At 69.6% G+C, this 22,948-nt stretch carries 24 protein-coding genes; 9 read left to right on the plus strand and 15 right to left on the minus strand.

Going from position 1 to position 22,948, the window contains the following annotated elements; all coding sequences use genetic code 11:
* Positions 1-1,161: a biopolymer transporter ExbB gene (locus F3S47_RS12365; RefSeq protein ID WP_150445560.1), complete on the minus strand. Its 1,161-nt coding sequence runs from the start codon at positions 1,159-1,161 to the stop codon at positions 1-3.
* 79 nt (positions 1,162-1,240) lie between these two features.
* Entirely contained in the window at positions 1,241-1,780 is a 540-nt protein-coding gene (locus F3S47_RS12370; RefSeq protein WP_150445561.1) for a gamma-glutamylcyclotransferase, read from the minus strand.
* A gap of 132 nt (positions 1,781-1,912) precedes the next feature.
* On the opposite strand from F3S47_RS12370, the gene F3S47_RS12375 reads away from it, so the two are divergent.
* Complete coding sequence (locus F3S47_RS12375) at positions 1,913-2,617, plus strand: DUF2125 domain-containing protein (RefSeq protein ID WP_150445562.1); 705 nt, start codon at positions 1,913-1,915, stop codon at positions 2,615-2,617.
* Here the strand turns inward: F3S47_RS12375 and F3S47_RS12380 are convergent.
* The 4 genes from F3S47_RS12380 to F3S47_RS12395 all read right to left on the minus strand — a co-directional run bounded on the left by F3S47_RS12380 (position 2,605) and on the right by F3S47_RS12395 (position 7,083).
* Positions 2,605-3,483, minus strand: a complete 879-nt coding sequence (locus F3S47_RS12380) for an extensin-like domain-containing protein (RefSeq protein WP_150445563.1) — start codon at positions 3,481-3,483, stop codon at positions 2,605-2,607. The genes F3S47_RS12375 and F3S47_RS12380 overlap by 13 nt on opposite strands.
* Positions 3,480-4,397 carry a prephenate/arogenate dehydrogenase family protein gene (locus tag F3S47_RS12385; protein ID WP_150445564.1) on the minus strand — a complete coding sequence of 306 codons (918 nt, stop codon included), beginning with the start codon at positions 4,395-4,397 and terminating at the stop codon, positions 3,480-3,482. Before F3S47_RS12385 ends, F3S47_RS12380 begins: the two co-directional genes overlap by 4 nt.
* Complete coding sequence (gene hisC / locus F3S47_RS12390) at positions 4,394-5,479, minus strand: histidinol-phosphate transaminase (RefSeq protein ID WP_150445565.1); 1,086 nt, start codon at positions 5,477-5,479, stop codon at positions 4,394-4,396. The genes F3S47_RS12385 and hisC overlap by 4 nt, the downstream gene beginning before the upstream one ends.
* Positions 5,480-5,661: 182 nt before the next feature.
* Complete coding sequence (locus tag F3S47_RS12395) at positions 5,662-7,083, minus strand: homospermidine synthase (protein ID WP_150445566.1); 1,422 nt, start codon at positions 7,081-7,083, stop codon at positions 5,662-5,664.
* A gap of 106 nt (positions 7,084-7,189) precedes the next feature.
* Here F3S47_RS12395 and F3S47_RS12400 point away from each other — a divergent pair, with 106 nt between their 5' ends.
* Positions 7,190-8,008, plus strand: a complete 819-nt coding sequence (locus F3S47_RS12400) for a hypothetical protein (protein ID WP_150445567.1) — start codon at positions 7,190-7,192, stop codon at positions 8,006-8,008.
* Here the strand turns inward: F3S47_RS12400 and F3S47_RS12405 are convergent.
* The 7 genes from F3S47_RS12405 to F3S47_RS12435 form a co-directional block, all read right to left on the minus strand.
* Positions 7,992-8,726: a DUF4396 domain-containing protein gene (locus F3S47_RS12405; RefSeq protein WP_150445568.1), complete on the minus strand. Its 735-nt coding sequence runs from the start codon at positions 8,724-8,726 to the stop codon at positions 7,992-7,994. The two genes, F3S47_RS12400 and F3S47_RS12405, sit on opposite strands and share 17 nt — an antisense overlap.
* 149 nt (positions 8,727-8,875) lie before the next feature.
* The gene (gene rpsD, locus F3S47_RS12410) at positions 8,876-9,496 is read right to left on the minus strand and encodes a 30S ribosomal protein S4 (protein WP_150445569.1); all 621 of its coding nucleotides are present in this window, start codon (positions 9,494-9,496) and stop codon (positions 8,876-8,878) included.
* Positions 9,497-9,842: 346 nt separating this feature from the next.
* Positions 9,843-10,895 (minus strand): Hint domain-containing protein, encoded by a 1,053-nt coding sequence (locus F3S47_RS12415; protein WP_150445570.1) that lies wholly within the window; start codon positions 10,893-10,895, stop codon positions 9,843-9,845.
* A gap of 120 nt (positions 10,896-11,015) precedes the next feature.
* On the minus strand, positions 11,016-11,915 hold the full coding sequence (locus tag F3S47_RS12420) for a lipid A-modifier LpxR family protein (RefSeq protein WP_150445571.1): 900 nt from the start codon (positions 11,913-11,915) through the stop codon (positions 11,016-11,018).
* Positions 11,916-11,999: 84 nt separating this feature from the next.
* Positions 12,000-13,349, minus strand: coding sequence for an MATE family efflux transporter (locus tag F3S47_RS12425; protein ID WP_150445572.1), 1,350 nt, complete (start codon positions 13,347-13,349; stop codon positions 12,000-12,002).
* Positions 13,342-13,827, minus strand: a complete 486-nt coding sequence (locus tag F3S47_RS12430) for a PaaI family thioesterase (protein ID WP_150445573.1) — start codon at positions 13,825-13,827, stop codon at positions 13,342-13,344. Before F3S47_RS12430 ends, F3S47_RS12425 begins: the two co-directional genes overlap by 8 nt.
* Positions 13,824-14,267, minus strand: coding sequence for a PaaI family thioesterase (locus tag F3S47_RS12435; RefSeq protein WP_150445574.1), 444 nt, complete (start codon positions 14,265-14,267; stop codon positions 13,824-13,826). The genes F3S47_RS12430 and F3S47_RS12435 overlap by 4 nt, the downstream gene beginning before the upstream one ends.
* Before the next feature lie 133 nt (positions 14,268-14,400).
* Between F3S47_RS12435 and F3S47_RS12440 the strand changes: the two genes are divergently transcribed.
* The 7 genes from F3S47_RS12440 (at position 14,401) to F3S47_RS12470 (ending at position 21,635) form a co-directional block, all read left to right on the plus strand.
* A complete protein-coding gene (locus F3S47_RS12440; protein ID WP_150445575.1) occupies positions 14,401-14,769 on the plus strand; it encodes a MerR family transcriptional regulator in 369 nt (122 codons plus the stop codon).
* Positions 14,770-14,950: 181 nt separating this feature from the next.
* Positions 14,951-15,337: a MerR family transcriptional regulator gene (locus tag F3S47_RS12445; protein WP_150445576.1), complete on the plus strand. Its 387-nt coding sequence runs from the start codon at positions 14,951-14,953 to the stop codon at positions 15,335-15,337.
* 34 nt (positions 15,338-15,371) lie between these two features.
* Positions 15,372-17,150, plus strand: coding sequence for an acyl-CoA dehydrogenase C-terminal domain-containing protein (locus F3S47_RS12450; protein ID WP_150445577.1), 1,779 nt, complete (start codon positions 15,372-15,374; stop codon positions 17,148-17,150).
* Between the two features lie 64 nt (positions 17,151-17,214).
* A complete protein-coding gene (locus F3S47_RS12455) occupies positions 17,215-17,427 on the plus strand; it encodes a hypothetical protein (RefSeq protein ID WP_150445578.1) in 213 nt (70 codons plus the stop codon).
* Positions 17,428-17,565: 138 nt separating this feature from the next.
* Positions 17,566-18,195, plus strand: a complete 630-nt coding sequence (locus F3S47_RS12460; RefSeq protein WP_150445579.1) for a glutathione S-transferase family protein — start codon at positions 17,566-17,568, stop codon at positions 18,193-18,195.
* Between the two features lie 10 nt (positions 18,196-18,205).
* Entirely contained in the window at positions 18,206-19,417 is a 1,212-nt protein-coding gene (locus F3S47_RS12465; RefSeq protein ID WP_150445580.1) for an acetyl-CoA C-acetyltransferase, read from the plus strand.
* 13 nt (positions 19,418-19,430) lie between these two features.
* Complete coding sequence (locus F3S47_RS12470) at positions 19,431-21,635, plus strand: 3-hydroxyacyl-CoA dehydrogenase NAD-binding domain-containing protein (protein ID WP_150445581.1); 2,205 nt, start codon at positions 19,431-19,433, stop codon at positions 21,633-21,635.
* 66 nt (positions 21,636-21,701) lie between these two features.
* On the opposite strand, the gene F3S47_RS12475 is transcribed toward F3S47_RS12470, so the two are convergent.
* Positions 21,702-22,151, minus strand: coding sequence for a GNAT family N-acetyltransferase (locus F3S47_RS12475; protein ID WP_191090171.1), 450 nt, complete (start codon positions 22,149-22,151; stop codon positions 21,702-21,704).
* A gap of 6 nt (positions 22,152-22,157) precedes the next feature.
* Positions 22,158-22,907 carry a type I methionyl aminopeptidase gene (gene map / locus F3S47_RS12480; protein WP_150445582.1) on the minus strand — a complete coding sequence of 250 codons (750 nt, stop codon included), beginning with the start codon at positions 22,905-22,907 and terminating at the stop codon, positions 22,158-22,160.
* Positions 22,908-22,948: the final 41 nt, after the last annotated feature.

Raw genomic sequence — 22,948 nt, forward strand, 5'->3', positions numbered from 1 at the left:
CTACCCTTCCCGTTCCGTCGCGCGGCCTCTCATCGAGCGGCCCAGCGCCGCGAGGTCCGTGCGCAGGTCCTCGACAACCTCCTGACGGCCGGCGGCCATCTCCTCGAGGATGCGCAGGAGCTGCACGTCGATGCTCCTTAGCCGCATCCGGCTTTCCGCGTCGATCCCCTCGATGCCGCTGTCGGAGATCACTTTAATGAGACGCTCCTGCCCTTCGGCCACGCGTCCGAGCTGGTCGGAGAGGGTCGTGCCCGCCTCCATCTTCTGGGCCAGCGCCTCCATCGAGGCGGCGAGATCGCCCAGACGCTCGTCGACCGCCGCGCGGCCGATGTCGGTCTGGGTGAACATCATCTGCAGCGCTTCCATCTGCTCGGCGAGGTTGTCGATCACCTGGCCCATGACCCCGGCCTCGCCGCCGCCCTCCTCGCCAGAGATGCCGACGCGGGTGATGGTGGAGAGCCATTCCTCCAGCTCGCGGTAGAAGCGGTTCTGCCCGTGGCCGGCCAGCAGCTCCAGCAGGCCGAGGACCAGCGAACCGGCGAGGCCGAGCAGCGAGGAGGCGAAGGCCACGCCCATGCCGCCCAGCTGCGTCTGCAGCCCGTCCTGCAGCCGGTTGAAGATGTCCGCGCCGCTCTCGCCCTCTTCGGCGGAGAGCGAGCCGATGGTCTGCACGAGCCCGGGCACGGTCGTCGCGAGCCCGTAGAAGGTGCCCAGAAGACCGAGGAAGATCAGCAGGTTGACGATATAGCGCGAGATCTCGCGGTCCTCGTCGATCCGCTGCGCCACGGACTCCAGGATCGAGCGTGAAGAGGTCGCCGAGAGCTGCATCCGCGCGCCCCGTGATCGCAGGAGCGTCGCGAGCGGCGCCAGCAGGCCCGGCGGCGAGGTCAGGTCGTGTCCCGGACGTTCCGCCGCGAAGCCCTCGATCCAGCGCACCGACTGGATGATCTGCGCGACCTGCAGGAAGACGTAGCCCACGCCCACCACGAAGACGAGGCCGATGAAGCCGTTGAGGTAGGGGTTCGCGGCGAAGACCGGCCCCACCCGCGGAAGGGCGAACCAGACACCCACGGCGACGAGCGCCAGCACGATCAGCATGAGCGTGACCGGGCGACGGGGCTGTGAAAACTGCGGCTCTGCCTCGGGGGACCGTTTGGCCATGCGGGACGGGTCCTCGGGTAATCGAATTGCGGGCGAGCATAGTTGCCCGCCGGGGGAAACTAAATGCCGAATATGGGGGTCAGGCGCCCCCTGAGCCCGATATGTCGCGCACGCGCGCCACCAGCCAGTCCATGTCGGGATCATGAATGCCGAGTTCGGTCAGATGCGAGGCTGTATTGGTCAGGTACTCGTCGTTCGGCCCCCGCCCGCCGCGGGCCCGCGCGATGAGCCGCGCCTGCCGTTCGAGGTCGTATTGCACGTACTGCCGGTGCTCGGGATCGATGACGTAGGCCAGGGCCGGCACCTCGCGCCCGTCGGTGAGCGAGAGGGTCACGCCGGTCTCGTAGTAGGCCGAGGAAATCAGCTCGCGCTCGCGCAGGTAGGCCAGCACCTGCTCTTCCTCCTCGGCCCGGACCTTGAGCGCCAGCCCGGTGCAGGAGGCTCCCTCCTGCAGGTCGAGCGCGAGGACGAGGCCCGGCTCCTCCTCGGTGCCGCGGTGATGGACCGAGAGCATGCAGAACGAACGGTGATAGCCCTCGAGCCGGGCGAGCACCGACTCCTCCGGCGTGAAGCCGGGGTTCCAGAGAAGGGATCCGTAGCCGAAGACCCAGAGTGTCATGGTGCCTTACCCATCCGTGTAACGAGGCTCCTCCTATCAGCCTGCGCGCCGGAGCGACACCGCGTCCTTCCGCCTCTTTGCCGCCCGCCGCGTCGGGCCGTAGAAGGGGCGCGGGCCACGCAAGGAGCGCCGATGAAACGCCTGATCGCCATGATCCTCGTCTTCGCCGTGGCATGGTCCGCGCTCTGGCTCTGGACCTCCCGCGCGACCCTTCGGGAGGCGCGGGCGCTGGCCGGTGACCTGCGCGCCGCGGGCTGGGAGATCGACTACGCGGACCTCAACGTCCGCGGCTTCCCCTCCCGCCTCGACCTGACGGTCGACGAGCCGCGGGTGACCACGCCGCAAGGGGCCGAATGGCGCGCGCCCTTCGTCCAGCACCTCCAGCTCACCTACCAGCGCGACCGGGCGATCATCGCCTTCGCCGACAGCCAGACGCTCGTGCTCGACGGCACGGAAGTCCGGGTGAGCGACACCGGCCTGCGCGCGAGCCTATACGAGGGCCGCTTCACGGCAGAGGCCGAGGACATGGTCTTCGACTGGGAGGGCGGCCGGCTCACCGCCGGCCCCATCCTCGCGGCGCTGCGCCCGAACGGCGAGCCCGGCCGCTACGACCTCTTCCTCGAGGCGCAGAACGCCTCCGCCGACGAGACCCCGCTCGGCACCGTCACAATCGAGGCCGTCGCCCGCCTCGCGGCGCCGCTCGACCGGGACGAGCCGCCCCGCCTGGAAGGCGTCGAGGTGACGGCGCTGACGGTGCCCCGCAACCCCGAGGCGCTGGAAGAGACGCTGACCACGCTCTCGGCCGATACGGCCGAGGCGCTCGCTCAGCGGCAGTAGCTTCCTGACCGGTAGCTCGCCGTATCGAAGTGGAAGTGGTCGCGGTGCGCGGCGTTCGAGTCGGGGCCCAGAACGGTCCCGAAGATGCCGCAGGCCGACCGGTGCATCTGCCGCAGTTGCGCGCCGTCGTCCCGGGTCGACCAGCCGCGCAACACCGAGATCGACGAGCCGTCCGCGAGACGGATGCCGCCGATGTCGATGGCCCGGCCGAAGGAGTGCTCGCTGAGCCGCGCGGTCGAGACGCCGTTGCGGCCCCGGCAGATGTAATCGGCCATCACCCGCATCTCGACGGGCCCGCCGCCCTCGTTGCCCACGGCGGGCTTGAGCCCGCTCTCCACCCAGCTCTTGAGCGCGCGGGCGGTATTGCAGTCGAGCGTCGCGGGACTGGAGAGCGCGACGCCGGCCACCGAGCGCACGCGCACCGCGCCCTCGATGCCGCAGGCCCCGTTGCCCGGTACGCGACCGACGCGCTCGCCCTGGATCGCCGGATCGCCGCAGACCGCACCGCGCCGCCGCTGGTCTGCGAGCGCCGTGGCCCGCGCGAGGATGGCGGGCGGGCGCAACGTGGGCCGTTCCGTCCGGGCCGGGGCGAGGGCCGAGATCTCGACCTGGTACCACTCGGCGCGCGCAGCGCCTCCGGTGATCGTGACGGGATCGATCGGATCGCGCATCTCGGGGCGGAGTGACGACCCCGGAGCGATCTCGGACACGTTGTACCAGGGGGCCTGGGAGGTGGAGGTCGTGACCGTGGCGTGCGGCGGGGCATCGGCGGCCGACCGCGCCTCGGGCCGGATCGAGCGGTCCGGAGCCTCGGCCCCGGCGGTTCCCGCGAGAACGAGAAGGGCGAGCGCCAGCGCAGCCCTCACCGCTTCGGCCCCCGCCCGAAGTCCGGGGCGTCGGTGTCCTGGCCCGCCTCGACGATGCCGCGACGGATGGCGCGGGTCCGGGTGAAATAGTCCTGCAGGTGCGCCCCGTCGCCCAGCCGGATCGCCCGCTGTAGCGCGAAGAGCTCTTCGGTGAACCGGCCGAGAATCTCCAGGGTCGCCTCCTTGTTCGTCAGGAACACGTCCCGCCACATGACGGGGTCCGACGCCGCGATCCGGGTGAAGTCGCGGAAGCCTGCCGCGGAATACTTCACCACTTCCGAGTCGGTGACGCGCCTCAGGTCGTCCGCGACGCCCACCATCGTGTAGGCGATAAGGTGCGGCGTATGGGAGGTGACCGCAAGCACCAGGTCATGGTGATCGGCGTCCATCCGCTCGGTCAGGGCGCCAAGCTCGCGCCAGAACGCCTCGAGCCGCTCGACCGCCGCCTCGTCGCTGCCCTCCACAGGGACCAGCAGTGACCAGCGGTTATCGAAGAGCTCCGCGAAGCCCGACCGCGGTCCCGACTGCTCGGTCCCCGCCAGCGGGTGGGCCGGGACGAAATGCACGCCCTTGGGAACGAAGGGGCCTACCGCCTCGATCACCGCCTTCTTGACCGAGCCAACGTCCGAGACCGTCGCCCCCGGTTTCAGAACGGGGGCGATCTCCTCGGCGACGAGCCCCATGGCGCCCACCGGCACGCAGAGCACCACGAGGTCCGCCCCCTCCGCGGCCTCGGCCGCGCTCTCGCAGACCACGTCGCAGAGCCCGATCTCCCGCGCCGTCTGGCGGGTCTCCTCGGAGCGGGCGTAGCCGCGGATTTCACCCACGTTGCCGGCCCGCTTCATGGCCCAGGCCATGGACGAGGCGATGAGCCCGAGCCCGATGAGGGCGACCTTGTCGTAGGTGGGGCTCATGCCGTGCCCTCCCGCCAGTCGCGGATCGCGGCGATCACCCGGTCGCAGTCGGCGTCAGTGCCCACGGTGATCCGAAGGCACTGCGGCAGCCCGTAGCCCGCCACCTTGCGCACCAGGATTCCCGCGCCGCGCAGGTGCGCCTCGCAGGCTTCCGCCTCCGCGGCATCGGCGAAGCGGGGCAGGATGAAGTTGGTCTCCGAGGGGTCGGAGGGCAGCCCGAGCTGCGCCAGCGCCCCGGCGAGCCGCGCCCGGTTGCGGGCGTTCGCCGCCCGTTCCGCCGCCACCCAGTCGCGGTCGCGCACCGCCGCCTCGGCCGCCGCCAGCTGGACGCCCGAGAGGTTGAAGGGCGCGCGCACCCGGTTCAGCACGTCGATCACCTCGGGGGCGCCGTAGCCCCAGCCAATGCGCAGGCCGCCGAGGCCGTAGATCTTCGAGAAGGTCCGGGTCATGACCACGTTGGGCCGGCTTTCGGCGAGCGCCGCCCCGCCGTCGTAGCCCTCTGCATACTCGGCATAGGCCCCGTCCAGGATCAGCAGGCAGCTCTCCGGCAGCCCCTCGGCCAGCCGCGCCACCTCGGCGTCGGGCAGGCGCGTGGCGGTGGGGTTGCCGGGGTTCGTCAGGAAGACGATGCGCGTCCGCTCGGTCACGCCCGCGAGCAGCGCGTCCACGTCGACCACACGGTCGCGCTCGGGCACCGAGACCGGCGTCGCGCCGACGGAATGCGCGAGGATCGGATAGAGCGAGAAGCCGTGCTCGGTGTGCAGGATCTCGTCGCCGGGCCCGGCGTAGGATTGCACGAGAAAGACAAAGACCTCGTCGGAGCCCGCGCCGCAGATGATCCGCTCGGGGTCGAGGCCGTGCGCCTCGCCGATGGCCGCGCGGAGGTCGGCGTGATCGGTGGGCGGATAGCGATGGAGCCGGGCCGCGGCCTCGGTCACCGCCGCCATGGCGGAGGGCGGAGCGCCGCGGGGATTCTCGTTGGAGGAAAGCTTGAGAACGTCGGAGCGCCCGGGCAGCGTCGAGGCGCCGCCCTGGTAGAGCGCGATCTCCATGATCCCCGGCTGCGGCGCGATCCGTCCCATGATGCCACCCCTCTCGGTCCCGCCGCGCTCATACTAGCCGGGCCCCGGGTTGACCAGACGGCCCCCTCTCTTCTGGGGAGAAATATCCCGGGGGGCCGCGGCCCAGCCGCGGCGGGGGCAGCGCCCCCTCCCCGGCCGGAAATCCGGGCGCGCAAGAGGTTTGCTTGAACCTCTTGCCCGGCTCAGGAGGCCAGCACGTTACGGAAGAGCCAGGGGTCGCTCTCGTCGATGTCCTCGGGGAAGAGCTCCCAGCGGTCCTGCAGCGGTGTCCAGTCGGTGTAATGGGCCTCGACCGGGCCGAGGTAGGGACGCTGGATCTCGAGGCAGCGGGCGTGATCCATCTCGTCGGCCTCGACGATACCCGCCTCAGGGTTCTCGAGCGCCCAGACCATGCCCGCGATCACCGCCGAGCTCACCTGGAGGCCGGTGGCGTTCTGGTCGGGCGCCAGCGACTTGGTCTCCTCGTTCGACAGCCGAGAGCCGAACCAGAGCGCGTTCTTCTCGTGGCCGTAGAGCAGCACGCCCAGCTCGTCGATGCCCTCGACGATCTCGTCCACGTCGAGGATCTCGTGCTCGGTCTGCTGCCGGCCGGAGCCGAACATCTCGTGCAGGCTGAGCACCGCGTCGTCGCTGGGGTGGTAGGCGTAGTGGCAGGTCGGGCGGTACTCGGGATCGTCGCCCTGCCCCACGGTGAAATAGTCGGAGATCGAGATCGCCTCGTTGTGGGTCACGAGGAAGCCGAACTGCGGCCCCGGCGTCGGGCACCAGGTATGCACCCGGGTGATCGCGCCGGGCCGGTCGAGCCAGATCGACGCGCGGCAGCCGTCCTCGTGGCGGTGGCCGTTCTCGGGGAACCAGGTCTCGTGGGTGCCCCAGCCCAGCTCGGCGGGCTGGAACCCCTCTGCGATAAAGCCCTCGACCGACCAGGTGTTGACGAAGACGCCGCGCGGGCGCGGCTTCCGCCGGGCCTGGGTGTCGCGCTCGGCGATGTGGACCCCCTTGACGCCCAGATCGCGCATCAGCGCCGCCCAACCCGCGCGGTCGCCGGGCGCGTTCGCGTCGCGGCCGGTATCCGCGGCCAGCGTCAGCAGGGCCTCCTTCACGAACCAGCTCACCATGCCGGGGTTCGCGCCGCAGCAGGAGACGGCGGTCGTGCCGCCCGGGTTGGCCGCCTTCTCGTCGCGCACGGCCTGGCGCAGGGCGTAGTTCGTCCGCAGCGCGTTGTCGCGGTCCTCGAAGTAGAAGCCCGCCCAGGGCTCCACCACGGTGTCGATGTAGAGCGCGCCGAGATCGCGGCAGCAGCGGATGAGGTCGAGCGAGGCGACGTCGACCGAGAGGTTCACGCAGAACCCGCCCTCCTCGCCGAAAAGGCGGCCCAGAACCTCGCGATGATTGTCCGGGGTCAGCGCCAGGTTCTCGAAGGCGATGCCCTTGGGCGCGAGGTAGTCCCCGACCTTGGGGTCGGGGTCGATGACGACCATCCGGCTCTCGTCGTAGTCGAAGTGGCGCTGGATCAGCGGCAGGGTCCCCTTGCCGATGGATCCCATGCCGACGATGACGACGCGGCCGTCGATGCGGCCGTGGACAGGTTGATCGGGGGACATGGGCATTCTCCGCTGGCAGGCTTGGATCGGATCAGCGTTCGTTTGCATGACTGGCCCCCGCGCCGCAACCCGGGAACCGGGATGCCGCCCGGCCGGTTCGGGCGGCATGCAATCACTGCCTCTCGTCGCCGCGGGCCTCGCTCTCCTCGTCCTGACCAGCGTGGATTTCGCCCTGACCACCCTCGGGGCGACCGCCAGGCCGCGGCTCTCCGGCGCCGCCGCGCGAACGACCTTCGCGCTGCTGGACCTCGGCTCGCGCGTTCTGCCACGGGGACCCTTGGCGCGGCTGGCGGGGCCGGCCGTGATGCTCTCGGTCGCCGGCGCCTGGATCGCCGGCTTCATTTTCGGCTGGGCGCTGCTCTACGCGGGGCTGGGCCGGACGGTGACGGTCGAAGGAAATGCCACGCCGGGCTTCTGGGACATCTGGGCCCACGTCGGGCACCTGCTCTCGACCCTGGGCGGAGCGACAACCCAGCCCAACGGCACGCTGTGGAACGCCATGGATGTTCTGATCGGGGTGAACGGGATGGCGGCGCTGACACTGACCATGAGCTTCCTGCTCTCGACCACTCAGGCCGTGAATGCCTCGCGTGCCCTGGCGCGGCGCGTGCTGCTGGATGGCCGGCCGGAGGACCCCCTGGGCTACGAGGCCGAGATCGCCCAGATCGTGTCGCAAATCCAGGCCGCGCCCTTCGCGCTCTACTACTCGCACCCCGACCCGGCCACGCGCTTCCCCGCGGCGCTGGAGCAGCTGGCCGTCGCCGCCGAGGCGAGGGACGCGGCGACGGCCCGGCGCATGGCCGGGCTGGTGGCCGGTCTCCCGGGCCTTCCCACCGACGCGGAGACCGGCGACTTCAGCGGATGCGTGCGTCGGTGGCACGGGCGCTACACGCTCGGCCGCGATCCGATCACATCGCCTCTTTGACGCCCTTGCGGATCAGCCACCAGTTGACCGGGTAGGAGGTCAGGAACCCGCAGATCATCGCGATCTGCATCATGAACCAGAATTCCACCGAGGCTGTGTGCAACTCGGCGCCAAGGAGATGACCGAAGATCCAGAAATGGGCGACGGCCATGAAGCCGTACATGCCGACCTGCCAGGCGGTGAGCGACAGCACATCGGCCTTGACCGCCTCGATCACCCCCTTGCCGGGGGAGAGGCCGCGCATCGGCACAATGGTGAAGTACTGGAAGGCCACGCCGAAGGTGAAAGCGAAAATGTAGTCGAGGATCCAGACGGCGAAGATCTTGTTCTGGAAGATCGACTCGTAGCCAAGCCAGACCGCGATGACGGGAAACAGCACCGCCAGCCACTCGGCGCAGATGTCGCCCAGGGTGCAGCCGGCGCCGCAGTGCGAGGCGCCCTTGCCGACCTTGGTCGGAAAGCTGGTCTGCGCCGTGTGGGGCGGCGTCTCGCCCTTCTCCATCGCGGCGTGCGCCTTGGCGTGTTCGGCCAGCCGGCCGACCCGGTAGTAGGCCACCAGCGCCGCCACATGCGCGAAGAGCGCGACCAGCGGCCAGACCAGGTTCATGATCCACATGTGCTGCGGGTGGCGGCGCAGGTCGAAGATGACGATCGCGGCCGAGACGAAGCCGGCGAGCAGCGAGACGATGGCTAGCAGCTCCAGCCAGTAGGGAACCATGGAAAAACTCTCCGGTACGGTACGTTACATGTTCCGTTCCGAACGCGTCCGGCGGCGCCGAAGTTCAGACGCGGGCCTGGCTCCGCACAGCAAAAAGGCCGCGTCCCCCCAGGAACGCGGCCCTTTGCTTCGTCCGGAACTCTGCTGGATCAGTTCTGGGCGTAGAATTCGATGACGAGGTTCGGTTCCATCATGACCGGATACGGCACGTCGCCCAGGGTCGGGGTCCGCACGAAGGTCGCGGTCATCTTGTTGTGGTCGGCCTCGATGTAGTCCGGCACGTCGCGCTCGGGCAGCTGGGTGGCCTCGAGGATCGCGGCCATCTGCTTGGACTTTTCGCGGACCTCGATGACGTCGCCCTCCTTCACGCGGTAGGAGGGGATGTTCACGCGCTTGCCGTTCACCAGGACGTGGCCGTGGTTCACGAACTGGCGGGCGGCAAAGATGGTCGCCACGAACTTGGCGCGGTAGACGACCGCGTCGAGGCGGCGCTCGAGCAGGCCGATCAGAAGCTCACCGGTGTCGCCGCGGACCCGCTCGGCCTCGGCGTAGATGCGGCGGAACTGCTTCTCGGTGATGTCGCCGTAGTAGCCCTTGAGCTTCTGCTTGGCGCGGAGCTGCAGGCCGAAGTCGGACATCTTGCCCTTGCGGCGCTGGCCGTGCTGGCCGGGGCCGTACTCGCGGCGGTTGACCGGGGACTTCGGGCGGCCCCAGATGTTCTCGCCCATGCGGCGGTCGATCTTGTACTTGGCAGAGGTGCGTTTGGTCACCGTCTGATCTCCTTCCTGTGCGGGCCTCATCCGCGCGACGCGCGACTTCGGCCGATGAAGGGCGTTGTCCTTTGCCACGGGCCCGACGCCGCGCGTCGCGCGGAGGAGGGCCACGGGCCGACAGGCATCCCCTTGCGGGGGCCGCCAACACCAATGAGCGCGCGCCATACGCCGCGCCGGGGGGCCTGTCAATGGCCGCCTGCGTTGACATCGGGGCGCGGCCCGTCCGACGCCGGGTCACGTCCACAAGGAGGAACAGCCCGTGCGACGCGTCCGGCCCTGACCGTCCTCGCCGCGGGGCCCGCGCAGGCGCGGGACGAATCCCCTCACGCTGGTCCTATGACCCTCAGGCGGCGATGAGGATCGCCGCCTCGGGCGCGCTCAGCATCCGGCGCGCGAAGGGTCCGAAGGCGCTCAGGTCGTGCGCGAGCTCCGGGACGAGGTCCAGCAGCCGCTGCCGATCGGCGTCACCGAGCGCGCCGAGGCCGACCGAGGCCGGGTGGAAGCTCTCGCAGGGCACGCCGTTGGCGAAGACGATCTCGTGCCGGTCCAGGGCCAGGTGAATGTAGCGCACCTCGCGCAGTCCGCGGTCGGGCCGGATCCGCGCGTCGTCGACGAGATCGGCCGCGCGGACCAGCACCTCCGGCGCATTGAAGAGACTCTGCGCCCGCCTGCCCCGCAGAAGGACCCTGTGGTCGGGCGAGAGCAGCAGGCCCGTGTCGGGAACGGCGTCGCCGAGTGCGCCCGCGCGCATGCGGATCGGAGCGAGGTCCGGCAGGGCGTGGAGCCGCGCGCCGGTGATCCGGCGCTGTCCGGTCCAGAGAACCGGGCAGCAGCCGTTGTCCATCGTCTGCACCCGGTCCCCCTCCGACAGGCTCTCGACCGGACGCGCCCCCGTCGCGGTGCGGATCAGCGTGCCGGGGGTGAAGCAGAGGACCGAGCGCGCGGGGCCCGTGTGGTCCGGCTCTCGCGCGCCGAGGCTTGCCTCGGTGATCCAGAGGTCGGTCTCCCGCGGGGGGACCTGGCCCAGCGCCAGGCAGAGAGCGGGACGGCGCGGCCCCGCCTCGATGACGGCGATGGGCCATTCGTGCCATCCGTCCGTGACCGTGAAACCCTGTTCGAAGGCCGGCGTCGCGTCGTCATCCAGTGAAGCGGCCGGCGTTTGGACGGACCGTACGAGACGGCGCACGGCCCGCGCCGCGCGTCGCCGCATCTCCGGCATTCCCTCCGCGGGCCCCAGGGGCATCACGCCCTGCGGCCCGTCGACCCTCACCGCCTCGCCGTGCCAGCGCCAGGCGGCGCCGGGACGGATCGCCCGGCGGACCGGCGCGCTCTGGCCGTCCGTCGCGGTCTGGGTCCAGGAAATGACGAACGTGCCCGTGAAGCCGTTCTTCGTCACTGACCGAAACCTGCCTTTGCCTCGCGCCCCTCTCTTTGCCGGAGGGATCGCGCCGGTCAGGGTGACGCGGGGACGGCCCCTGATCAACCCGCACGCGGCCCTATCGGACGGCGGTGTTGCCTAGAAGCTGACGTTCAGCTTGAGCGAGCCGGTGACCTGGCCCTCCTCCTGACCCTCGAATTCCTCCGAGAGCCATGTGGCGCCGTAGAAGAAGGAGACGTCCGGCGCGACCTGCCAGTGAACCCCGCCGTGCAGGCGGGTGCTTTCGGGGAGGAGGTCGGCCGTACCATCTTCGGGCAGGTAGAGGCTGCTCTCGACACGGGCGATATCGCCGCCGAGAACGAGGGCCAGGCCGGTCTCCGGGCCTTCCACCGCGCGGATCAGGTGGCCCGTGACGTGATCCCGGGTGAGGAGGTTGCCCTCTCCCACGGGGCCCCAGAGGAGGTCGGCCCCGGTGCGGAGGATGGTTTCCGTCCCGGCCTGCGCCTCGACGAAGGGCCGGAAGGTGACCCCGCCACTGCGGATCGGCCAGGCCACCTCCGCCGTGCCGTGCGGGAGGGTGCGGTTCTCGATCTCGTTGCCCTCCTGCCGCACACGCGGCGCGTCGGTGCGCTCGTGCACCTCGGCCTGGAGCGCGGACCAGCCGGTCTGCGGCCCGAGGAAGACGAGATCGGCGCCAAGCGAGATCTCGGCCGCGCCCGCGGTGGCGTGGGTATGGGCCCCCGCCGCGAGCAGGCCGACGTAGAGCCGCGACCGCGAGCCCTCGCCGTTGAGCCGCGTGGGCGAGATGATCTCGGAGCGGAATCGGTATTCCATGACCCGCCCCGCCTCGGGAGGCCGCGTGCCGGTCCAGCCTGGGCCGCGGACCAGGGACCACTGGTAGCTGCCGGAGCGCCAGCGATCGTAGCCGTCGCCGATGAGGTCGTTGGTGAAGAGCCGGCCGAAGCCCAGCGTCTCTCTCGCCTGTGCCGGGGTTCCGACGGCGAGCAGAAGCAGCATGGCTGCAGCGATGGCGCGCATTCGATGGGTCTCCCTGTCTTCGCCCCCGTCTCTCTACCTTGCAGGGCGGAGAGCGGCAGCGGGCGGCGCGCGGCCGGGCCGGACCTATTGCGCGGGCGACACACCGGGGCGCTCGGCCTGCCGCTCGAGCGCCGGGTAGCGGAGGCCCAGGGTCAGGCCGCGCACCGCGAAGCTCAGCAGCAGCCCCGCCCAGAGGCCGTGGTTCCCGAAGGCCGCCATCAGCGGGTAGACGGCGACGAAGTAGAGGACCGCCGAGACGATCATCATGTTTCGCATATCCGCCGTCCGCGTCGCTCCGATGAAGATGCCGTCGAGCATCCAGGGCGCGAGCCCGACCAGCGGCGCCGCCACCATCCACGGCAGGTAGAGACGTGCCGCGGCGCGCACGCCCTCGTCCGTGGCCATGAGGTCGATGATCGCCGTCCCTGCCAGCGCGAAGAGGGCCGAGAGCAGGACACAGGTCCCCAGCCCCCAGAGGCTCGTGAGCCATGAGGCGCGGCGCAGCGTATCGCGCCGGTAGGCGCCGAGCGCCTGCCCCACCAGAGCCTCGGCCGCGAAGGCGAAGCCGTCGAGGGCGAAGGCGGTGATGTGCAGGAACTGCAGCAGCACCTGGTTCGCCGCGAGCGGCACGTCGCCGAAGTCCGAGCCGTAGAGGAGGAAGCTCACGAAGATCGCCTGCAGGAGGACCGAGCGGATCAGGATGTCGGTGTTCACCCGCACCATGTTCACCACCCGCTCCCGGTCGAAGACCCGCCCCCAGTCGCGCCAGGCGGGCACGCCGAAGGCGTCGCGGCAGAGCCAGAGGCCGAGGGCGAAGCCCGACCACTCGGCGATGACCGTGGCGATGGCCACGCCCTGCACGCCCCAGCCGAAGCCCAGCACGAAGATCAGGTCGAGGCCGATGTTGAGCGCGTTCATGGCGACCTGGATCGCCAGCACGCCCCGTGTGCGCTCGGCGGCGATGAGCCAGCCGGTGATGCCGTAGATCGAGATCAGCGCGGGGGCCGACCAGACGCGGATCTGCATGTAGTCGCGGGCCAGCGCCTCGACTTCCGCCGAGGCGGGAGAGATGGCGAAGGCGCCCAGGAAGAGCGGCCACTGCAGCAGGATGATGCCCAGTCCGCCGACGACGCCGACCATGAGGACACGGGTCAGCAGGGCCGCGACCTCGGCGCTGTTGCCCTGCCCCGCCGCTTGCGCCGCGAGACCGGTCGTGCCCATGCGCAGGAAACCGAAGATCCAGTAGATCGCCGTCAGGATCACCGCCCCGACGCCCACCGCCCCGATGGGCGCGGCCTCTCCGAGCTGTCCGACGACGCCGGTGTCCACTGCGCCGAGGATCGGCACGGTCGCGTTCGACACGACGATGGGCACCGCGATGGCCAGCACCCGGCGGTGCGTCAGCGCCTCCGGGACCGGCGGCGCGTCAGTCATCGGACCGTGGCATCAGGAAGTGCCCGGTGGCCTGCGCGAAGAGGCGGGAGCGGTTGTCCTGCCAGCCCTCGACGTGGACGCTGGCGTAGCGCCGGCCGGAGCGGTTGACCGTGGCGCGGGCATAGGCGTCGCGCGGCAGGCCGGAGCGGAGGTAGTCGACGGTGAAGTCGATGGTCTTCGGCCAGCGCGGCCTGGGCGCCTCTGCGCCCTCGCCCTCCATGTCCTGCCACATCAGGCCCCAGGCGAGCTCGACCAGGGAGGCGGTCTCGAGGAAGGCCGCGGTAACGCCGCCGTGGATCGCCGGAAGGACCGGGTTGCCGATGAGATGGTCGGAATAGCGAAGGACCGCCGTCAGCTCGTCGCCGCGCCGGTCGAAGTCGATCCCGAGAAACCGGATGTAGGGGACGTCCTCCAGCAGCGAGGCGAGCGCCGCGTCGCGCCGCTGCTTGACCACCTGGACGGGTTCGGGCCGCTTCATGAGACCCCCTGCACGGTGAAGGCGCCCGAGGCCGCGGCGATCAGCCGGTCGCCCTGCCGGGCCTCGGCCCGCACGAAGGCCACGGTCCGGGTGATGTGGTAGCACTCCGCCGCCGCCGTGAGCCCCTCGCCTGGCGCGGCGCCGCGCATATAGTCGATGCGCAGGTCGAGCGTGGCGGTGGAGGCCGGGCCGCGCTCGTGCGCCATGACCGCGGCGCCGGAGGCGGTGTCGATCAGGGTGGAGACCGCGCCGCCGTGGATCACTCCGGTCGCCGGGTCGCCGACGAGGCGCGCGTCCCAGGGCATCTCGATCACGGCGCGGCCCGCGCCGATCTCCGAGATCGCCATGCCCAGCGCCTGCGCGTGGGGAATCGCCTCGATGAACTGCCGCGCGATGGTCTCGGTCCGAGACGGCTCGCGGGGCGGGTCGGCCTGAGCCATACGCCCTCCTTCCGGCCGGTTTCTCGGCCTCTGCCGAAGGAGTGCGACGACGGCCGCGGATCCGCAAGCCGCCAATCGCGTTGTGCTTGACGCCTGCGGCACCTAGGTTCGGGGGCATCAGGAGCGGGAGCCCATGTCCGAGCCCAGACTGTCCTTCAAGGAGATGTGCGCGAAGTTCGACGTCACGCCGCGGACGTTGCGCTACTACGAATACATCGAACTGCTCTCGCCCGAGCGCGAGGGGCGCTCGCGGTTCTACGGCCCGCGCGAGATCGCGCGGATGACGCTCATCCTGCGGGGCCGGCGCTTCGGCTTTTCGCTGGAAGAGATTCGGCAGTGGCTGATGATCTACGACCACGAGGGCACCCAGCCGCAGATGCGCGCCTTCGTCGAGATGGCCGACCGCCAGCTGCTGACGCTGGACGAGCAGCGCACCCAGCTCGAGGAGACGATCCAGGAGCTGACCGAGCTCCGAGAGAGGACCTCCAAAGACCTGCAATAGCGCCTTTACGAGGTTGCTTTCTTTCACCTCGACCCGTGTCACATTTCGCGACGTTTCGTCAGCGAAGAAATGACGCCGCGTTCCATTTACGTCACCGTGACACTTCCTTGTAAGCTTCGATGGAAACTTGCACCTGCCCGTCCGTTGAGCCCGACACAGCGACGCGACGGAAGCGATAGGAATGACCGAACAGACAATGACGATCCGCCAGATGTGCGATGCCTTCGAGGTAACTCCGCGCACCCTGCGGTTCTACGAGGCGAAAGAGCTGCTGGCCCCGATCCGCGAGGGACAGAAGCGTCTCTTCACCCGGCGTGACCGGGCCCGGCTCAAGCTGATCATGCGCGGCAAGCGCTTCGGCTTCAGCCTGGAGGAGATCCGGCAGCTCCTCGACCTCTACGACATGGGCCGGACCAAGGAGCAGCTCGAACGCTCCGTGGAACTGGCCGAACACCACCTGGCCGAAATGCAGGCCCGGCGGGACGAGCTGAACGACGCGATCTCCGAACTGAGCGAACAGCTCCAGTGGGGTCGCGCGGAACTGAAAAAGAGCGGAGAGGCGGCCTGACTGCTGCCCTCCGAAATACCGAGAGGGGAGACAGATGCCGACCTACACGCCGCCCGCCCGTGACATGGAATTCGTGCTGCACGATCTGCTGAAGATCGAGGCCGCCGACATCCCGGGCTACGCCGATCTCGACCGCGAGACCACCCGCGCCATCATCGACGAGGCCGGCAAGATTTCCGCGGAGGTTCTGGCTCCTCTCAACAAGACCGGCGACGAAGAGGGTTGCCGGCTCGAGAACGGCGTCGTGCGCACGCCGAAGGGCTTCAAGGAAGCCTACGACCAGATGCGCGCCGGCGGCTGGATGGGCCTCGACACGGACGCCGAGTACGGCGGCCAGGGGATGCCATATCTCACCTATGCCATCACGGGCGAGATGTTCGTCTCGGCCAACATGGCGTTCAACATGTACCAGGGCCTGACCCACGGCGCGATCACCGCGCTGCAGGCCCACGGCTCGGAAGAGCAGAAGCAGACCTACCTGCCGAAGATGAACTCGGGCGAGTGGTCCGGCACCATGAACCTGACCGAACCGCACTGCGGCACCGACCTGGGCCTGATCAAGACCAAGGCCGAGCCGCAGGAGGACGGAACCTACCGGATCTCCGGCCAGAAGATCTGGATCTCGGCGGGCGAGCACGACCTGACGGACAACATCGTCCACCTCGTGCTGGCCAAGATCCCCGGCGGGCCCGAGGGCACCAAGGGCATCTCGCTCTTCATCGTGCCGAAGTTCATGGTGAACGAGGATGGCAGCCTCGGCGACCGCAACGCGGTCTCCTGCGGCGGGCTGGAGTCCAAGATGGGCATCCACGGCAACGCCACCTGCGTGATGAACTACGACGGCGCCACCGGCTTCCTCGTCGGCGAGAAGCACAAGGGCATGCGCGCCATGTTCACGATGATGAACGAGGCCCGTCTCGGCGTGGCGCTGCAGGGCTTCGCCCAGGGCGCCGTGGCCTACGAGAACGCCCTCGGCTTCGCCCGGGACCGGCTCCAGGGCCGCGACGTGACCGGGACCAAGAACCCCGACGGCCCGGCCGACCCGATCATCGTGCACCCCGACGTGCGCCGGAACCTCATGGACCAGAAGTCCTTCGTCGAGGGCGCGCGCGCCTTCGTCTACTGGGGCTCGATGCTCAACGACCGCGCGGTGCGCTGCGAGGACGACGAGGCCGAGGGCTTCATCTCGCTGCTGACGCCGATCCTGAAGGGCTTCCTGACGGACAAGGGCTTCGAGACGGCGGTGCTCGCGCAGCAGACGCTGGGCGGCTCCGGCTTCACCCGCGAATGGGGGCTGGAGCAGTTCGTGCGCGACGCCCGGATCACCATGATCTACGAGGGCACCAACGGCATCCAGTCGCTCGACCTCGTGGGCCGCAAGCTGGGCTCCGGCGGCGGCAAGCACGTCATGGCCTACTTCGAGATGATCAAGTCGTGGTGCAAGGAGAACGCGGGCGACCCCGAGTTCGACGCGGCCTTCATCGAGCCGCTCAAGACAGCCTCGAAGCAGCTGCAGCAGGCCGGCATGTACTTCATGCAGAACGGCGCGAAGAACCCGAACGCGGCACTCTCGGGCTCCTACGACTTCATGCACATGATGGGTCACGTGAGCCTGGGCTACATGTGGGCGCGGATGGCCAAGACGGCGGCCGAGGCGCTCCAGGCCGGCGCGGGCGACACCGAGTTCTACGAGTCGAAGATCGCCACCGGCCGCTACTACATGGCGCGGCAGCTGCCGATGGTGGGCACCCACCTCGCCCGCATCGAAAGCGGGGCGGAACCGGTCATGGCGCTCGACGCGGCGAACTTCTAAGGTCGAGGGGTCGCTCGTCCGCCCGACGGGCGACCTCGCACGCGTGCCGCAGACCGGAGGGGTGATGCCCAAGCGTTTCCGCCTGACCCGCCGCTTCAACGTCGCCATGACCGAGGACGGCTATCGCCGACTGCGCCGCTTCGCGCAGGAGTCGGGACTGGACGAGGGCGAAGCGCTGTCCTTCCTCTTCGAGCATTTCGACAGCGTCATCGACGACGACACCTTCGGCCACCGCCTGCGGCTCTTCAATTCGGAGCTGGAGTCGCGGAAGCGATGACCCCGGCGGGGCCCGAGAGTCGGGCCTTCGCCACGTGCGGCGCTTTCGGCACGGGACGTCACGGTTGATCGCCCGGGGCCGAGAGGCTCCTATCCGCCCGAGACCAGAGACCTTGAACACCCCCGAGGGAGAGCGCGCATGGTGATGAAGCTCCACTGCTTCGGCGAGAGCGGGAACGCCTACAAGTGCGCGCTGGCGCTGGAGCTCGCGGGCGAACCCTGGGAGCCGGTGCACGTCGATTTCTTCCGTGGCGCCACGCGCGCGCCCGCGTTCCGCGCGCTCAACGTCATGGGCGAGGTGCCGGTGCTGGAGGACGGCGAGACGGTGCTCACGCAGTCCGGCGCGATCCTCGACTACATCTCGACCGTCACCGGCAAGCTCGGCGGAAAGCTCGCGGCCGACCGCCGCGAGGTCCTGCGCTGGATTCTCTTCGACACGCAGAAGGTCTCGGGCATGGCCGGGCCGCTGCGCTTCCAGATGAACTTCCTGCCCGAGGAGAAGCGCGACCCGGCGGTCGCGGCCTTCCTCTCCGGCCGGCTCCATTCGGCGCTCAAGATCATGGAGACCCACCTCGCCGACCGCGAATGGCTGGTGGGCGACGGCGTGACGATCGCCGACTGCGCCTGCTGCGGCTACCTCTACTACGACGAGGATTTCACCTTCGACCGGGTCCAGTACCCCGCCATCGACGCCTGGCTCTCGCGCCTCTCCGCGCTGCCCGGCTGGAAACACCCCTATGAACTGATGACCCGGGCCTTCCCGGGCTGACGGAGGACCAATGACCGACGCCTATATCTACGACGCCATCCGCACCCCGCGGGGCAAGGGCCGGGCCGACGGATCGCTGCACGAGGTCACCTCGCTGCGCCTCTCGGCCGTCGTGCTGAACGAACTCAAGGCCCGCAACGGCCTCGAGGGAAGCGCGGTGGAGGACGTGATCTGGGGCAACGCGACCCAGGTCAAGGAACAGGGCGGCTGCCTCGCGCGGAGCGCGGTTCTAGCCTCCGACCTCGACGAGAGCATCCCGGGCCTTTCGATCAACCGCTTCTGCGCCTCCGGGCTCGAGGCCGTGAACCTCGCCGCCAACCAGGTGCGCGGCGGGGCGGGCGAGGCCTATATCTCGGGCGGCGTCGAGTGCATGAGCCGCGTCCCCATGGGCTCTGACGGGGCGGCGGTGGCAGTCGATCCGACGGTCGCGATGGAGCACTACTTCGTGCCGCAGGGCATCTCGGCCGACATCATCGCGACCCAGTACGGCATCAGCCGCGACGACGCCGACCTCTACGCGGTCGAGAGTCAGAAGCGCGCGGTGGCCGCCTGGGAAGACGGCCGCTTCGGCAAGTCCGTGGTCCCGGTGCGCGACGTGAACGGCCTGTCGATCCTTGAGAAGGACGAGGCGATCCGTCCGGGCACCGACATGCAGGCCCTCGGCGCGCTCAAGCCCTCGTTCAAGGAGCAGGGCGAGACCATGCCCGGCTTCGACAAGGTGGCGCTGATGAAGTACCCGCATCTCGAGCGGATCAACCACGTCCACCACGCCGGCAACTCCTCGGGCATCGTCGACGGCGCGGCGGGGGTCATCGTGGCCTCCAAGGAATGGGGCGAGGCCCGCGGCCTGAAGCCGCGCGCGCGGATCAAGGCCACCGCCAAGATCGGCACCGATCCCACGATCATGCTCACCGGCCCCGTGCCCGTGACCCAGAAGATCCTGCGCGAGAGCGGCATGGAGATCGGCGACATCGACCTCTTCGAGGTGAACGAGGCCTTCTCCTCGGTCGTCCTGCGCTTCATGCAGGCCTTCGACGTGGACCACGGCAAGCTCAACGTGAACGGCGGCGCCATCGCCATGGGCCACCCCCTGGGCGCCTCGGGCGCCATCATCCTCGGCACGCTGCTGGACGAGATGGAGCGCACGGACCGCGAGACCGGTCTGGCCACGCTCTGCGTCGCCTCCGGCATGGGTGCGGCCACGATCATCGAACGCGTGTGAGGGAGAGACGACAATGACCGATTTCCGCATGGAAAAGGACGGCGACGTCGCCGTCATCACCTGGGACGCCGAAGGGCGCTCCATGAACGTCATGACCCGCGCGGGCTTCGAGGAGCTGGACCGGCTCTTCGACGAGGCGCTGGGGGACGAGAGCGTCAAGGGCATCGTCATCACCTCCGCCAAGAAGGACTTCGCGGGCGGCATGGACCTCAACGTCCTCGCCAAGGTCCGCGAGGAAGCGGGCGACGCCCCTGCGCAGGCGCTCTTCGACTTCACCATGTCCGGCCACCACGCGCTGCGGAAGATCGAGCGCGCGGGCATGGACCCCAAGACCAACAAGGGCGGCAAGCCGGTCGCCTGCGCCATCCCGGGCACTTCGGCCGGGATCGGCACCGAGATCGCGCTCGCCTGCCACCGCCGGTTCATGGCCGACGGAAAGGCCAAGATCGGCCTGCCCGAGATCATGGTCGGGCTCTTCCCCGGCTCCGGCGGCACCACGCGCTACTCGCGCATGGTGGGCGCCATGCAGGCGGCGCCGGTGCTGCTCGAAGGCAAGATGATGGATCCCAAGGCGGCGAAGAACGCGCAGCTGGTGGACGAGGTCGTCGCCCCCGAGGCGCTGCTCGACGCGGCCAAGGCCTGGGTGCGCGAGGCCACCGACAAGGACATCGTGAAGCCCTGGGACGAGAAGGGCTGGAAGATGCCGGGCGGCGCGCCCTACCACCCCGCGGGCTTCATGACCTTCGTGGGCGCCTCCGCGATGGTCCACCACCAGACGCAGGGCGTCTACCCGGCGGCCAAGGCCCTGCTCTCGGCGATCTACGAGGGCGCGCAGGTGCCCTTCGACACGGCGCTGAAGATCGAGGCGCGCTGGTTCACCAAGGTCCTGATGGACCCGACGTCCTCGGCCATGATCCGGTCGCTCTTCCTCAACAAGCAGGCGCTGGAGAAGGGGGCGAACCGCCCCGAGGCTCCGGACCAGACCGTGAAGAAGGTCGGCGTGCTGGGCGCGGGCATGATGGGTGCGGGCATCGCGCTGGTCTCCGCGCAGGCCGGGATCGAGGTCGTGCTGCTCGACCAGTCGAAGGAGTCCGCCGAGAAGGGCAAGGCCTACACCGCGGACTTCACCGCCAAGGGCGTGAAGCGGGGCAAGACCACGCAAGAGAAGGCCGACGCCATGCTCGCGGCGATCACGCCGACCGATGACGTCGAGGACCTGAAGGGCTGCGACCTCATCGTCGAGGCGGTCTTCGAGGATCCGGGCGTGAAGGCCGAGATCACGGGGCGCGTCGAGGCCGTCGTGGGCGAGGACTGCATCTTCGCCACCAACACCTCGACCCTGCCGATCACCGATCTCGCCAAGGCCTCGAAGCGGCCCGAGCAGTACATCGGCATCCACTTCTTCTCGCCGGTCGAGAAGATGGCTCTGGTGGAGATCATCAAGGGCAAGGAGACCGGCGACCGGGCCGTGGCCAAGGCGCTCGACTACGTGCGCCAGATCCGCAAGACGCCGATCGTGGTGAACGACGCGCGGTTCTTCTACGCCAACCGCTGCATCATCCCCTACCTCAACGAGGGCGCGCGGCTGGTAACGGAGGGCGTGCAGCCCGCGCTGATCGAGAACGCCGCCAAGCTGCTGGGCTTCCCGCTGGGACCGCTGCAGCTGATCGACGAGACCTCGATCGACCTTGCGGTGAAGATCTCCAAGGCCACGAAGTCGGCGATGGGCGACGCCTACCCCGCCGACATGGCGCCGGTGGACGAGCTGATGTTCTCAATGGCCGACGAGGGCCGGCTGGGCCGCAAGGCCGGCGCGGGCTTCTACGCCTACGACGAGAAGGGCAAGCGCACCGGTCTCTGGTCCGGCCTCGCCGAGCGCCACGCGCCGGTCTCGGAGCAGCCGGACCTGCAGGAGGTGCAGCACCGCCTGATGTTCGCGCAGGTGCTCGAGGCCGTGCGCGCTCTGGAAGAGGGTGTGCTCATGGACATCCGCGAGGGCGACGTCGGCGCGATCCTCGGCTGGGGCTTCGCGCCCTGGTCCGGCGGTCCGTTCTCCTGGCTCGACATGATCGGCGCGCCCTACGCCGCCGAGCGCTGCGACCACCTCGCCTCGACCTACGGCGAGCGGTTCGAGTGCCCCGCCTTGCTGCGGGAGATGGCCGAGAAGGGTCAGAGCTTCTACGGCCGCTTCGGGCCCGAGGAGAGCGCGGCAGCCTGATCGAAGCCACGTCTCGACACATCACGCCCCTGCAGTCCGCTGCGGGGGCGTTTTCGTATTCGGGGATCAGTCGGTGAGCGGCTTCTCGAAGTAGACCCGGCGAAAGCCGTCCTCGATCCTGCGTCCGGTCTCGCGGTAGCCGAGCCGGGGGTAGAGCGTGAGGTTCGCGGTCATCGCCTCGTTGGTATAGAGCGTGACCGCGCGGCATCCGCGCGCGCGGGCCGTCTCCTCGCAGAAGGCGATGAGGTCGCGCCCGATCCCCTGCCCTGCCGCCTCGGGGCGGACGGCGACATTCTCCAGCAGCATGGCGTCGCCCTCGGGCCGAAAGACGATGAAGCCGCGCATATGGCCTTGCTCGTCACTCTCGACCCAGACCTGCCCGGCCGCGACGAGGGCCCGATAGTCGGCACCCATCGGCGCGGGCTCCCGGCCGATCCGCGTGACGTAGGGGGCGTAGGCACTTCGGGCACAGGCGCGGAGGCCGTCCGCGTCGGCGGCGGTAGCAATGCGTATCACGCAGGCTCAGCCCGGACGGGTGACGACGATGGGCTGCCGGTCCGTGGCGACGACCGTATGCTCGTACTGCACGACCGGTGCGCGGGGCTCGCTGTAGAGCGTCCAGCCATCCTCGCCCTCGGTGGCCCAGAGCCCGCCGTTGGAGAGGAAGGGCTCCACCGTGATGACCTGCCCCTTGCCGATGCGGCGGCGGTCTCCGCGCGTGGGCCATGTCGCGATCTCGCCGGGCTCCTCGTGAAGCGCCCGGCCCACCCCGTGGCTCGCGAGACTCCGGATCAGGGTGTAACCGCGCTCGGAGGCGAAGCGGCCGATGGCCTGCCCGATGCCCGCGAGCGGGCGGTCGCTGCCGACCTGCGCGATACCGATTTGCATGGCGCGCCTGCCGTCCCGGCAGAGACGCTCCATCGATTTGTTCACCGGCGGTACGCGAAAGGTCGCGCCCGTGTCGGCGAAGAAGCCGTCCTTCGAGGCGGAGACGTCGATGTTCACGAGGTCGCCCGCCGCGATGACGCGCGGCCCGGGGATGCCGTGGGCGATCTCCTCGTTCACGCTGATGCAGGTCGCGCCTGGAAAGCCGTAGGTGGACCGTGGCGCGGAGACCGCGCCCTCCTGCTCCAGCAGGGCGGCACCGATCCCGTCGAGTTCGGCCGTCGTCATGCCGGGCTCCATGGCCGCCGCCATTGTCTTCATCGTGTTGGCCACGATGCGGCCGATCTCCTTGAGACCGTCCAACTCGTCTTCGTGCGTGATCGTCACGTCGGCCCCCCGCGTCCGCTTCCGGTCCCTTCTAGCGGCCA

This window comes from Histidinibacterium aquaticum, from assembly GCF_008710275.1.
Taxonomy (GTDB): Bacteria; Pseudomonadota; Alphaproteobacteria; order Rhodobacterales; family Rhodobacteraceae; genus Oceanicola; species Oceanicola aquaticus.

Excerpts from the sequence above, each read along its gene's own strand:
- hisC (WP_150445565.1), bottom strand. The coding sequence starts at position 5,479 with ATGGGACGGATCGCGCCGCAGCCGGGGATCATGGAGATCGCGCTCTAC.
- F3S47_RS12455 (WP_150445578.1), top strand. The coding sequence starts at position 17,215 with ATGCCCAAGCGTTTCCGCCTGACCCGCCGCTTCAACGTCGCCATGACC.
- F3S47_RS12400 (WP_150445567.1), top strand. The coding sequence starts at position 7,190 with ATGCAATCACTGCCTCTCGTCGCCGCGGGCCTCGCTCTCCTCGTCCTG.
- F3S47_RS12430 (WP_150445573.1), bottom strand. The coding sequence starts at position 13,827 with ATGAAGCGGCCCGAACCCGTCCAGGTGGTCAAGCAGCGGCGCGACGCG.
- F3S47_RS12440 (WP_150445575.1), top strand. The coding sequence starts at position 14,401 with ATGTCCGAGCCCAGACTGTCCTTCAAGGAGATGTGCGCGAAGTTCGAC.
- F3S47_RS12425 (WP_150445572.1), bottom strand. The coding sequence starts at position 13,349 with ATGACTGACGCGCCGCCGGTCCCGGAGGCGCTGACGCACCGCCGGGTG.
- F3S47_RS12460 (WP_150445579.1), top strand. The coding sequence starts at position 17,566 with ATGGTGATGAAGCTCCACTGCTTCGGCGAGAGCGGGAACGCCTACAAG.
- F3S47_RS12405 (WP_150445568.1), bottom strand. The coding sequence starts at position 8,726 with ATGGTTCCCTACTGGCTGGAGCTGCTAGCCATCGTCTCGCTGCTCGCC.
- F3S47_RS12385 (WP_150445564.1), bottom strand. The coding sequence starts at position 4,397 with ATGAGCCCCACCTACGACAAGGTCGCCCTCATCGGGCTCGGGCTCATC.
- F3S47_RS12420 (WP_150445571.1), bottom strand. The coding sequence starts at position 11,915 with ATGCGCGCCATCGCTGCAGCCATGCTGCTTCTGCTCGCCGTCGGAACC.
- F3S47_RS12470 (WP_150445581.1), top strand. The coding sequence starts at position 19,431 with ATGACCGATTTCCGCATGGAAAAGGACGGCGACGTCGCCGTCATCACC.
- F3S47_RS12375 (WP_150445562.1), top strand. The coding sequence starts at position 1,913 with ATGAAACGCCTGATCGCCATGATCCTCGTCTTCGCCGTGGCATGGTCC.
- F3S47_RS12450 (WP_150445577.1), top strand. The coding sequence starts at position 15,372 with ATGCCGACCTACACGCCGCCCGCCCGTGACATGGAATTCGTGCTGCAC.
- F3S47_RS12465 (WP_150445580.1), top strand. The coding sequence starts at position 18,206 with ATGACCGACGCCTATATCTACGACGCCATCCGCACCCCGCGGGGCAAG.
- F3S47_RS12365 (WP_150445560.1), bottom strand. The coding sequence starts at position 1,161 with ATGGCCAAACGGTCCCCCGAGGCAGAGCCGCAGTTTTCACAGCCCCGT.
- F3S47_RS12370 (WP_150445561.1), bottom strand. The coding sequence starts at position 1,780 with ATGACACTCTGGGTCTTCGGCTACGGATCCCTTCTCTGGAACCCCGGC.
- F3S47_RS12395 (WP_150445566.1), bottom strand. The coding sequence starts at position 7,083 with ATGTCCCCCGATCAACCTGTCCACGGCCGCATCGACGGCCGCGTCGTC.
- F3S47_RS12445 (WP_150445576.1), top strand. The coding sequence starts at position 14,951 with ATGACCGAACAGACAATGACGATCCGCCAGATGTGCGATGCCTTCGAG.
- F3S47_RS12435 (WP_150445574.1), bottom strand. The coding sequence starts at position 14,267 with ATGGCTCAGGCCGACCCGCCCCGCGAGCCGTCTCGGACCGAGACCATC.